At 72.1% G+C, this 11,208-nt stretch carries 12 protein-coding genes; 3 read left to right on the top strand and 9 right to left on the bottom strand.

Annotated elements, in window-relative coordinates; all coding sequences use genetic code 11:
- Positions 1-109 precede the first annotated feature (109 nt).
- The 9 genes from ACF07B_RS04905 to hisD form a co-directional block, all read right to left on the bottom strand.
- Positions 110-1,090, bottom strand: coding sequence for an alpha/beta hydrolase family protein (locus tag ACF07B_RS04905; RefSeq protein WP_392177740.1), 981 nt, complete (start codon positions 1,088-1,090; stop codon positions 110-112).
- A 396-nt stretch (positions 1,091-1,486) separates the two neighbouring features.
- On the bottom strand, positions 1,487-2,242 hold the full coding sequence (gene hisF, locus ACF07B_RS04900; protein WP_362401816.1) for an imidazole glycerol phosphate synthase subunit HisF: 756 nt from the start codon (positions 2,240-2,242) through the stop codon (positions 1,487-1,489).
- Entirely contained in the window at positions 2,239-2,709 is a 471-nt protein-coding gene (locus ACF07B_RS04895) for a RidA family protein (RefSeq protein ID WP_384238425.1), read from the bottom strand. Before ACF07B_RS04895 ends, hisF begins: the two co-directional genes overlap by 4 nt.
- Entirely contained in the window at positions 2,706-3,431 is a 726-nt protein-coding gene (gene priA, locus ACF07B_RS04890; protein WP_362401819.1) for a bifunctional 1-(5-phosphoribosyl)-5-((5-phosphoribosylamino)methylideneamino)imidazole-4-carboxamide isomerase/phosphoribosylanthranilate isomerase PriA, read from the bottom strand. Before priA ends, ACF07B_RS04895 begins: the two co-directional genes overlap by 4 nt.
- The gene (gene hisH, locus ACF07B_RS04885) at positions 3,428-4,075 is read right to left on the bottom strand and encodes an imidazole glycerol phosphate synthase subunit HisH (RefSeq protein WP_392177739.1); all 648 of its coding nucleotides are present in this window, start codon (positions 4,073-4,075) and stop codon (positions 3,428-3,430) included. Before hisH ends, priA begins: the two co-directional genes overlap by 4 nt.
- Positions 4,066-4,230: a hypothetical protein gene (locus ACF07B_RS04880; protein WP_369485582.1), complete on the bottom strand. Its 165-nt coding sequence runs from the start codon at positions 4,228-4,230 to the stop codon at positions 4,066-4,068. Before ACF07B_RS04880 ends, hisH begins: the two co-directional genes overlap by 10 nt.
- A complete protein-coding gene (hisB, locus tag ACF07B_RS04875) occupies positions 4,227-4,820 on the bottom strand; it encodes an imidazoleglycerol-phosphate dehydratase HisB (RefSeq protein WP_266757720.1) in 594 nt (197 codons plus the stop codon). Before hisB ends, ACF07B_RS04880 begins: the two co-directional genes overlap by 4 nt.
- Positions 4,817-5,953, bottom strand: a complete 1,137-nt coding sequence (locus tag ACF07B_RS04870) for a histidinol-phosphate transaminase (protein ID WP_392177738.1) — start codon at positions 5,951-5,953, stop codon at positions 4,817-4,819. Before ACF07B_RS04870 ends, hisB begins: the two co-directional genes overlap by 4 nt.
- A complete protein-coding gene (hisD, locus tag ACF07B_RS04865; RefSeq protein WP_362402026.1) occupies positions 5,950-7,272 on the bottom strand; it encodes a histidinol dehydrogenase in 1,323 nt (440 codons plus the stop codon). The genes ACF07B_RS04870 and hisD overlap by 4 nt, the downstream gene beginning before the upstream one ends.
- A 192-nt stretch (positions 7,273-7,464) precedes the next feature.
- On the opposite strand from hisD, the gene ACF07B_RS04860 reads away from it, so the two are divergent.
- From ACF07B_RS04860 to ACF07B_RS04850, 3 genes are all read left to right on the top strand, one after another.
- Complete coding sequence (locus ACF07B_RS04860) at positions 7,465-9,045, top strand: oxidoreductase (protein WP_392177737.1); 1,581 nt, start codon at positions 7,465-7,467, stop codon at positions 9,043-9,045.
- A gap of 368 nt (positions 9,046-9,413) precedes the next feature.
- Positions 9,414-10,454: a hypothetical protein gene (locus tag ACF07B_RS04855; protein WP_392177736.1), complete on the top strand. Its 1,041-nt coding sequence runs from the start codon at positions 9,414-9,416 to the stop codon at positions 10,452-10,454.
- An 11-nt stretch (positions 10,455-10,465) separates the two neighbouring features.
- Positions 10,466-11,206 carry an LON peptidase substrate-binding domain-containing protein gene (locus ACF07B_RS04850; RefSeq protein ID WP_392177735.1) on the top strand — a complete coding sequence of 247 codons (741 nt, stop codon included), beginning with the start codon at positions 10,466-10,468 and terminating at the stop codon, positions 11,204-11,206.
- The last annotated feature ends 2 nt before the right edge of the window (positions 11,207-11,208 follow it).

Raw genomic sequence — 11,208 nt, 5'->3', positions numbered from 1 at the left:
GCGGCCGCGCCCCCCCCCCGGCGCCGCCGCGCCGGGGGCGCGGCCCCCCCCCCCCCCCGCGCCGGGCCGCCCTCCGCCCCGGGCCCCCCCCGGGGCGGGCCGGGACGGGTCAGGAGGTGTGCGGGCAGTTGCCCCGGTACTCGGCGATCGTCAGGGACGCCTGCGGCAGCGGGCACAGGAACTGCTCGTAGCGGGTGTCATTGTCGATGAACCGCTTCAGCCACGAAATGCTGTACTTCGCGATCGTGGTGTTCGAGCTGTTGGGCGTGAAGTGGGTGGCGCCCCTGAGTTCCAGGTACGCCTTGTCGAGCGTGCTCGGCAGGCTCGCGTAGAAGGGCTTGGAGTGCGTGGCCACCGGCGCGATCGTGTCGCCGTCGGCGCCCACGATCAGGGTCGGCGTCTTGATCTCCGGCCAGGTGGTGTCCAGGTTCCAGCCGGTGAGCGGGATCGCCGCCTGGAGCGAGGGACGGCTCTTCGCGGCCTCCAGCGTGCCGCCGCCGCCCATCGAGTGGCCCATCACGCCGAGCCGGCTGCTGTCGATCCTGGTCCGCACGGAACTGCTCTGCGTCAGGTAGTCGAGCGCGGCCAGCAGCTGCCGGCCTCGGCTGTCGGGCTGGTCGAGGGTGGTGTTGGTGTCGATGGTGAACACCACGAAGCCCTGGGAGGCGAGCCGGGGCCCGAGCCAGGAGATGGACGACTGGTAGGCGGTGTACCCGGGTGAGATGACGACCGCTCCGAAGGTGCCGTCGCTGGTCGAGGTCGGGTAGTAGACGGTGCCGCCGCCGAAGCCGCTCACGGACAGGGAGGAGACGGTGGTGGTGGAGACGGCGTACGAACCACGGGAGGCCTCGATACTGGCGTTCGAGGGGGCGGGGCCGCGCTCGTACGGGTTCGCGGCGGCCTGCGCCGAGACGGCCTGTGCTCCGGCGACGGCCTGCGCCCCGGTGGCCTGCGCGGCGACGAGGCCGCCCGCGGCCAGGAGCACCGCGAGTCCGGCCCGCGCCAGACGGCCGGTGAGCCGGTGCGGTCGGCGGGGGGACGATTCGGGTCCGACGGGTGCGGCGGGGAGTGCGCGGTTCGGCTGCTGCACGGTGGATGCGTCCTCTCGGTGAGGGAGGACGGACCCGCGCCGCGGCCGGGGCGCCGCCCTGGCATGGGGCACCAAAGGGCGCACGCCTCGAAACGGCGGGGGTCCGTCTCGGTTGGTTGCGGTGGTAACTGTCCGCCCCGGATCCGGCCCGTACATCGGCAGAATCACCGGCCGTGACCCACCGTGCCCCTGCGCGGCTCCCCCACCGGAGCGAGGCGTCAGGGTCCGGCGGCAGGCACCCGTTTCCCGCGAGCCCGCCTCCCGGAACCCGACCGCGAGGGCCCCACGCCGGCCGCGGAAACGGCGAACGGCCCGTACCCGGCAGCGAAGGCTGCCCGGGTACGGGCCGTGACGGAGACCGTGACCCGGCGGTGGAGGCCGCCGGGGTGGTACTGCCTAGCGGACGGGGTGCCCCGCCTCGCGCAGGGTCTCCTTGACCTCGCCGATCCGCAGGTCGCCGAAGTGGAAGACGGACGCGGCCAGCACCGCGTCGGCGCCCGCCCCGATGGCCGGCGGGAAGTGGTCGAGCCGGCCCGCGCCGCCGCTGGCGATCAGCGGAACGGTGACGTGCTTGCGTACGGCCTCGATCATCTCGATGTCGTAGCCGTCCTTCGTGCCGTCGGCGTCCATCGAGTTGAGCAGGATCTCGCCCGCGCCCAGCTCGGCGGCCCGGTGGGCCCACTCGACGGCGTCGATGCCGGTGCCCTGGCGGCCGCCGTGGGTGGTCACCTCGAAGGAACCGCTCCCGGTCCTGCGCGCGTCCACCGACAGCACGAGCACCTGCCGCCCGAACCGCTCCGCGATCTCCCGGATGAGGTCGGGACGGGCGATGGCTGCCGTGTTGACACCGACCTTGTCGGCACCGGCCCGCAGCAGCTTGTCGACGTCCTCGGCGGTACGGACACCGCCGCCGACCGTCAGCGGGATGAAGACCTGCTCGGCCGTGCGACGCACCACGTCGTACGTGGTCTCACGGTTGCCCGAGGACGCGGTGATGTCCAGGAACGTGAGCTCGTCGGCGCCCTCGGCGTCGTACACCTTGGCCATCTCGACGGGGTCGCCCGCGTCGCGCAGGTTCTGGAAGTTGACGCCCTTGACCACCCGGCCGTTGTCCACGTCCAGGCAGGGAATCACTCGGACCGCCAGCGTCATGACCGCGCTTCTCCCCGCTCTGTGGTGTCCTCGCCGGACCGTACTCCGTGGTCCTCGCCGGACCGTTCCGTACGGTCCCCGTCCGAACGGAACGCCTCCACCTCGACCTCGACCACCAGACGCGGGTCCACCAGACCCTCGACGATGATCATGGACGCGGCGGGGCGGATGCCGTCGAACAGCGCCTTGTGGGCGCGGCCAACATCCTCGACGTCCCGGGCGTGGGTGATGTGCATATGTGTGCGGACAACATCCTCGCGGCCCAGACCGAGCTGCTCCAGGGCCGCGAACGCGGCGCCGAAGGCGTTGACCGTCTGCTCGTACGGGTCACCCTCGACGACATCGCCGTCGACCACCGAGGTGCAGCCGGACACCAGCACCAGGCCGTTCGGCAGCTCCACCGCGCGGGAGTACCCGAAGGCCTCCTCCGAGGGGGCGCCGGTCGAAAGGCGGCGTACGGCGCTCACCGGGCTACCGCCGCCAGCGCCTCTTCCAGGGTGAACGCCTTCGCGTACAGGGCCTTGCCCACGATCGAGCCCTCGACGCCGAGCGGCACGAGTTCGGCGATGGCGCGCAGGTCGTCCAGCGACGACACCCCGCCGGAGGCCACCACCGGGCGGTCGGTCACCGCGCACACGTTGCGCAGCAGTTCCAGGTTCGGGCCCTGGAGCGTGCCGTCCTTGGCGATGTCCGTCACCACGTAGCGGGCGCAGCCCTCGGAGTCCAGGCGCGCCAGCGTCTCGTAGAGGTCGCCGCCGTCGCGGGTCCAGCCGCGGCCGCGCAGGGTCGTGCCGCGGACGTCGAGGCCGACCGCGATCCTGTCGCCGTGCTCGGCGATGACCTTGGCGACCCACTCGGGGGTCTCCAGGGCCGCGGTGCCGAGGTTCACCCGGGTGCAGCCGGTGGCGAGCGCGGCGGCGAGGGTGACGTCGTCGCGGATGCCGCCGGACAGCTCGACCTTGATGTCCATGGCCTTGGTGACCTCGGAGATCAGCTCCCGGTTGTCGCCGGTGCCGAACGCGGCGTCCAGGTCGACGAGGTGCAGCCACTCGGCGCCGGCGCTCTGCCAGGCCAGCGCGGCCTCCAGCGGGGAGCCGTAGGAGGTCTCGGTCCCGGACTCGCCGTGCACGAGACGCACGGCCTGGCCGTCGCGGACGTCGACGGCGGGGAGGAGTTCGAGCTTGCTCACAGTGTTCCGATCCAGTTGGTGAGGAGCTGGGCTCCGGCGTCGCCGGACTTCTCGGGGTGGAACTGGGTGGCCCACAGGGCGCCGTTCTCGACGGCCGCCACGAAGGGCTTGCCGTGCGTGGACCAGGTCACCAGGGGTGCGCGCATCAGCGGGTTGCCGACTTCCAGCGACCAGTCGTGGACGGCGTAGGAGTGGACGAAGTAGAACCGCGCGTCGGCGTCGAGGCCGGCGAAGGCCTGCGAGCCCTCCGGGGTGTCGACGGTGTTCCAGCCCATGTGGGGCACGACGTCGGCCTCCAGCGGTCCGACCGTGCCCGGCCACTCGTCGAGACCCTCGGTCTCCACGCCGTGCTCGATGCCGCGGGTGAACAGGATCTGCATGCCGACGCAGATGCCCATGACGGGGCGCCCGCCGGACAGCCGGCGGCCGATGATCCAGTCGCCTCGCGCCTCCTTGAGGCCCCGCATACAGGCGGCGAAGGCGCCGACGCCCGGAACCAGCAGCCCGTCCGCGTTCATCGCGGTGTCGAAGTCGCGGGTGATCTCGACCTCTGCGCCCGCGCGGGCGAGGGCGCGCTCGGCGGAGCGTACGTTCCCGAAGCCGTAGTCGAAGACGACGACCTTCCTGGACGCGCTCAACTCCACACCTCCAGCCTCATGACGCCCGCGACGAGGCACATCGCGGCACCGATGGACAGCAGGACCACGAGGCTCCTGGGCATGCCCTGCTTGACGAAGGAGTAGATTCCTCCGGCGAGGAAGAGACCGACGACGATGAGAATGCTGGAAAGGCCTGTCACAGTGCGCCCTTAGTGGAGGGGAGGATGCCGGCTGCGCGCGGGTCGCGCTCGGAGGCGTAACGCAGGGCCCGGGCCAGCGCCTTGAACTGGCACTCCACGATGTGGTGCGCGTTGCGTCCGTAGGGGACGTGCACGTGCAGGGCGATCTGGGCCTGGGCGACGAAGGACTCCAGGATGTGCCGGGTCATCGTCGTGTCGTACTCGCCGATCATCGGCGCCATCTTCTCGGGCTCGGTGTGCACGAGGTAGGGGCGGCCGGACAGGTCGACGGTGACCTGGGCGAGCGACTCGTCCAGCGGGACGGTGCAGTTGCCGAAGCGGTAGATGCCCACCTTGTCACCGAGCGCCTGCTTGAAGGCGGCGCCGAGGGCGAGGGCGGTGTCCTCGATGGTGTGGTGCGAGTCGATGTGCAGGTCGCCCTCGGTCTTCACGGTCAGGTCGAACAGACCGTGCCGGCCGAGCTGGTCGAGCATGTGGTCGTAGAAGCCGACGCCGGTGGCCACGTCGACCTTGCCGGAACCGTCGAGATCGATCTCGACGAGGACCGACGTCTCCTTCGTCACCCGCTCCACGCGTCCTACGCGGTTCATGCGCTCTGCTCCTTCGGGGATGTGGGGTCGTCCCCCACAGAGCCCAGTAGTTCACGTACCGCGTCGAGGAACGCGTCGTTTTCCTTCGGGGTTCCGGCGGAGACCCGCAGCCACCCCGGTACGCCGTTGTCCCGGACCAGGACGCCCTGGTCGAGGATCGCGCGCCAGGCCGCGTGGGTGTCGGCGAACCGTCCGAACTGCACGAAGTTCGCGTCCGACTCGGTCACCTCGCAGCCCATCGCGCGCAGTTCGGTGACCAGCCGGTCCCGTTCGGCCTTCAGCTGCTCCACGTACCCGAGCAGGGTGTCGGTGTGTTCCAGGGCGGCCAGCGCGGTCGCCTGGGTGATGGCCGACAGGTGGTACGGCAGCCGGACGAGCTGGACGGCGTCCACGACCGCCGGGTGGGCGGCGAGGTAGCCGAGGCGCAGTCCGGCCGCGCCGAAGGCCTTCGACATCGTCCGGGAGACGACGAGATTCGGCCGTCCTTCCAGCAGCGGCAGCAGCGAGTCGCCGTGGCTGAACTCGATGTACGCCTCGTCGATCACGACCATCGACGGCTTCGCCGCCTGGGCGGCCTCGTAGAGCGCCAGGACCGTCTCGGGCGGGACCGCGTTGCCCGTGGGGTTGTTCGGGGTCGTGACGAAGACGACGTCGGGCCGGTTCTCGGCGATCGCCCGCTCGGCGGCGACGAGGTCGATGGTGAAGTCCTCGTTGCGCGGCCCCGAGATCCAGGCCGTGCCCGTGCCCCGCGCGATGAGCGCGTGCATCGAGTACGACGGCTCGAAGCCGATCGCGCTGCGGCCGGGTCCGCCGAAGGTCTGGAGCAGCTGCTGGATGACCTCGTTCGAGCCGTTGGCGGCCCAGACGTTCTCGGTGCCCACCGGGTGCTTGCCGGTCTTCGTCAGATAGGCGGCCAGCTCGGTGCGCAGCTCCACCGCGTCCCGGTCGGGGTAGCGGTTGAGGCCGCGGGCGGCCTCGCGGACCCGCTCGGTGATCCGCTCGACGAGCGGCTCGGGCAGCGGGTAGGGGTTCTCGTTGGTGTTCAGGCGTACGGGGACGTCGAGCTGGGGCGCGCCGTAGGGGGTCTTGCCGCGCAGTTCGTCCCGTACGGGGAGATCGTCGATGCCGGTCACTTGCCTTCGGGTACCTTCCAGCCGAACCTCGCCTTGATCGCCGCGCCGTGCGCGGGCAGATCCTCCGCCTCCGCCAGCGTCACCACGTGATGGGCGACGTCGGCGAGCGCGTCCTTCGTGTAGTCGACGATGTGGATGCCGCGCAGGAAGGACTGGACGGACAGGCCCGAGGAGTGGCAGGCGCAGCCGCCGGTGGGCAGGACGTGGTTGGAGCCCGCCGCGTAGTCGCCGAGCGAGACCGGGGCCCAGGGGCCGACGAAGATCGCTCCGGCGTTCCTGACCCGGTCGGCGACCGCCGCCGCGTCCGCGGTCTGGATCTCCAGGTGCTCGGCGCCGTAGGCGTCGACGACCCTGAGGCCCTCGTCGACGCCGTCGACGAGGACGATCGCGGACTGCCTGCCGCTCAGGGCCGGGACGATCCGGTCCTCGATGTGCTTGGTGGCCGCGATCTGCGGCTCCAGTTCCTTCTCCACGGCGTCCGCGAGGTCGGGCGAGTCCGTGACCAGGACGGCGGCGGCGAGCGGGTCGTGCTCGGCCTGGCTGATCAGGTCGGCGGCGATGTGCGCGGGGTCGGCGGTGTGGTCCGCGAGGACCGCGATCTCGGTCGGGCCGGCCTCGGCGTCGATGCCGATCCGGCCGGTGAAGTAGCGCTTGGCCGCGGCGACCCAGATGTTGCCGGGGCCGGTGACCATGTCGGCGGACGGGCAGGACTCGGTGCCGTACGCGAACATGGCGACGGCCGTGGCGCCGCCGGCCGCGTACACCTCGTCGACGCCGAGCAGGGCGCAGGCGGCGAGGATCGTCGGGTGCGGCAGGCCGCCGAACGCGGACTGGGCCGGGGAGGCGAGCGCGATGGACCCGACGCCGGCTTCCTGCGCCGGGACCACGTTCATGATCACGGACGACGGGTACACCGACCGGCCACCGGGCGCGTACAGCCCGACCCGGCCGACCGGCACCCACTTCTCGGTGACCGAGCCGCCGGGCACGACCTGGGTGGTGTGCGTCGTACGGCGCTGTGCGCGGTGGACGAGACGGGTCCGGCGGATCGACTCCTCCAGGGCCGCGCGCACGGCGGGGTCGAGCTGTTCCAGGGCGTCGGCGAGGGCCTGGGCCGGGACGCGTACGGACTCCAGCCGTACTCCGTCGAACTTCTCCGCGTAGTCGATCAGCGCCGCGTCGCCCCGATGATGCACGGCCTCGCAGATCGGTCGCACCTTCTCCAGGGCGGCCGAGACGTCGAAGTCGGCTCGGGGCAGCAGGTCGCGCAGGGCGGGGCCCTCGGGGAGGGCGTCGCCGCGCAGATCGATTCGGGCGATCGGGAAACTTTGCAGCACGGACTCAATTCTCTCAGACCGCGGCAGGGCGCCGGACGCCTGTATCAGAGGCTGATACAGGCCACCTTCGGTTCCCCTGGAAGATCCCCTTCACCAGGAGCGTTCGCGCCGTCACTGAGCGGGCATTGCAGCACCGTACGAACCCGCGAGTAGCAGGGGAGGAAGTGACGTGCCGTGACCGATGGTGCCGGCCTGCGCACCGGGGATCTGCCGGACGAGCTGACCGCCGCCGAGGCGGGGATGTGGCAGGCCTTCCGCAACGGCAGTGTGTACGACCTGCGCAGCGGGGACACGGCCGTCGACGATCCGCACGGCGGCCGTCCCTGGGGGCCCGAGCGCAGTGTCCGGGCCCGGATAGTGGCCTGGCTGCTGCTCGACGGGCCGCCCGCCCTCCAGGGCCGGGTCGCCTCGCTGAAGCTGACGGGCGTACGGATCACCGGGGTGCTGGACCTCGCGGGCGCCTCGGTGGTGCCGTACCTGGAGCTGAAGGGGTGCCGGTTCGAGAAGGAGGTGCTGCTGCCGGAGTCCCGGTTCACGACGCTGCGGCTGGTGGACTGCGCGGTGCCCCGGCTGGAGGCGGCCCGGCTGCACACCGAGGGCGATCTGCATCTGCCGCGCTGCCGCTTCCACAACGGGGTGCGGCTGACGGACGCGCACATCGGCACGGATCTGCTGCTCAACCAGGCGGTGGTCTACCGGGACCGGCGCGGGCGATCGATCACCGGCGACGGCATGACCGTCGGCCAGGACCTCCAGGCCGAGATGCTGGAGTCGCACGGCGAACTCAGTCTGCGCGGCGCGACCGTCGGCGTGTCGCTGAGCCTGCGCGGCAGCAGACTCAGCAACCCGTACACCCGGCTCGCCCTCAACGCCCCCCAGCTCACCGTCAACCGCACGCTCTACATGACCCCCGCCGGCCTCGGCAATCCGCTGATGACCAGCGGCACCACACCGGCGCGCGGCACCCTGGTGCAGCGGTTCGAGTGCCAGGGCGGGATCCGTCTGGACGACGGGCGCTTCGGGGACGCGGTCGACTTCGACCGGGCCCGCTTCACCTTCGACGACGACCAGGAGCTGTCGCTGCTGCGGGTGCAGACGCCCGAGCTGCGCTTCCTCGGCGAGCGGCCCGAACGCGGCAAGGTCGTGCTGTCCGGCGCACGGATCGTCAACCTGGTCGACCGGGCGTCGAGCTGGCCGGACCCCGGCAGCCTGCACATGGGCGGCTTCACGTACGAGAACCTGGTCCCGCAGGGCGCCTTCCCGCTGACCCGGCGCCTGGAGTGGGTGGCGGCGGCCACCGCCGAGTACGCCCCGGAGCCGTACGAGCGCCTCGCGGCCGTGCTGCGCGACTCCGGTGAGGACGAGGACGCCCGTGAGGTGCTGCTCGCCAAGCAGCGCCGCCGCCGCGAGACCCTGCCGCTGGCCGCCAAGCTCTGGGGGTACGCGCAGGACTGGACGGTCGCCTACGGATACCGTCCCGGGCGCGCCGCCCTGTGGATGGCGGTGCTGTGGGCGGCGACGTCGGTCGCCTTCGCGCACGCCGATCACCGGCCGGTCAACACCGACGGGCACCCCGCGTGGAACGCCTCGCTCTACGCCCTGGATCTGCTGCTGCCGGTCATCGACCTGGGCCAGACCGGCTTCTGGCAGCTGCGCGGCGGCTGGCAGTGGCTGGCCGCGGTGGTGGTCCTGCTCGGCTGGATCCTGGCGACGACGGTGGCCGCCGGCGCCACCCGGCTCCTGCGCCGCGGCTGACGCCCGCCGCCGCACAGAGCTCGCGCAGGCATCGAGCAGGCATCGCGGTGGCCGCCCGTGGCCGTCCCTGGCCGTCCCTGGCCGTCCCTGGCCGTCGCATGGGTGCACATGACCGTCGAACGGCTGCCGAACGGCTGTCCACGGCCATCGCACGGCCGCTCGGTGCCGTCTCGCGGTCGTCGCACGGCCACCCGTGACCGTCCCTGGGCCGTCGCACGGCTGTCGCACGGGTGTTCATGGCGTCGCACGGGAAGCAAACACGCTTTTGCCCGTCCTTGACCATGTAGCGCACAACCAATTGGCTTTACGAAAGCGTCACCGATCACCTCTGGCACAGCTCCGACCTGCGGTTTTCAATGGTCGACACCATGGCACTGCTGAGCGCGCTCCTCCGTACCGCCCGGATGGCACGGCACACCTCACGCCTCGCCGCCGGACTGCCGGCCGACGAGGACGTGCTGCTCGACGCCCCCGACCACCGGCTGGGACCCGCGCTCGTCGCGGCGGCCCAGGGCGATTACGCCCCCGCGGCCGGGCTGCTGACCGCCACCCGCGAGTCCGCCGAGTGGGAGAACCGCGACCGGTACGCCGTACGCCTCGCCGCCTTCGCGCGCTCCCGCGACGAATGGCTCAGGCGGTGGCAGGCCGACGCCCCGCACGACCCGGACGCCCTGCTCGTCAAGGCCGAACTGGCCGTCCGCCGCGGCTGGGAGTCGCCCGCGCGGGTGGAACTGCTGCGCGAGGTCGGCCCGCTGATCATGTCCGCCGCGGAGGGCGACGCGCGCGACCCGGTGCCGTGGCGGATCGCGCTCGACCACGCCCGCGGAACCAACGTCGGGCACACCGGGTTCGAGCGGCTCTGGGCCCAGGCCGTCCGGCGCTCCCCGCACCACTACGGCTGTCACGTGGCCGCGCTCCAGTACCTCTCCGCCGCCTGGTACGGCTCGCACAGCGAGTGCTTCGACTTCGCCGAGCCCGCCGCGCAGGACGCCCTGCCGGGCTCCCTGGTCCAGGCGCTGCCGGTGCGCGCCGCCTTCGCCTATCTGACCGAGGGCGGCGGACCCGAGGTGCCGCGCGAGCGCCTGGACGCCGCGGCCGACCTCGCGATCTCGGTCTCCGCCTCCTACGCCGCCGCCGACCCGTGGCCCGCCGAGGTGCGGAACCTGCTGGCCTACGTGCTGGTCCGGCTGGAGCGCTGGCAGGACGCCCTGGAGCAGCTCCGCCTCATCGGCCCGTACGTGACCTCGTTCCCCTGGGCCCGGGTCTCCGACGACCCGCTCGGCCAGTATCTGGAGCTGCGCGACGGTGTCCGTCTGGAGGTGGCCTCGGGGCTTCCGCTGCGGGATCGCGCCCCCGGCCGGGTCCCACGGATCGGGTACGGCGGACTCGTCCGCTCCGTCGAGCATTAGGCTTTCCCGTCGTGACCACCGTCCGGCTCCCGCTCTTCCCCCTGAACTCGGTGCTGTTCCCCGGGCTCGTGCTTCCTCTGAACGTGTTCGAGGAGCGCTATCGCGCCATGATGCGCGATCTGCTCAAGACGCCCGAGGACGAATCCCGCCGATTCGCCGTCGTCGCCATCCGCGACGGCCATGAGGTCTCGCCCAGCGCTCCCGGCATGCCCGACGGGACCGCCGTACCCGCCCGCGGGCCCGCCGCCGGGTTCGGGGACGATCCGCTCGCGGCCTTCCACGAGGTGGGCTGCGTCGCGGACGCGGCGACCATCCGGGAACGCGCCGACGGCAGCTTCGAGGTGCTGGCGACCGGCACGACCCGGGTCCGGCTGCTGTCGGTGGACGCCTCCGGGGCGTTCCTGACGGCCGAGCTGGAGGAACTCCCGGAGGACCCGGGCGACGAGGCCGGAGCACTGGCCGAGGGGGTGCTGCGCGCCTTCCGGCAGTACCAGAAGCGGCTGGCCGGTGCGCGCGAGCGTTCGCTGTCGACCGGCGCGGACCTGCCGGACGAACCGGCGGTCGTCTCCTACCTCGTCGCCGCCGCCGTGATGCTGGACGTCCCGGCCAGACAGCGGCTGCTCCAGGCCCCCGACACGGCCTCCCGGCTGCGCGAGGAGCTGAGAGTGCTGCGCGCCGAGACGGCGATCATCCGTAATCTGCCGTCGTTGCCCGCGTCGGAACTGACGCGCGGCCCGACGAGCCTGAACTGACG

Origin of the sequence: Streptomyces sp. NPDC015532, from assembly GCF_043078065.1 — a bacterium.
Taxonomy (GTDB): Bacteria; Actinomycetota; Actinomycetes; order Streptomycetales; family Streptomycetaceae; genus Streptomyces.
Note: the sequence above shows the minus strand (reverse complement) of the source record. Positions and strands in the feature narration are given on the sequence as shown.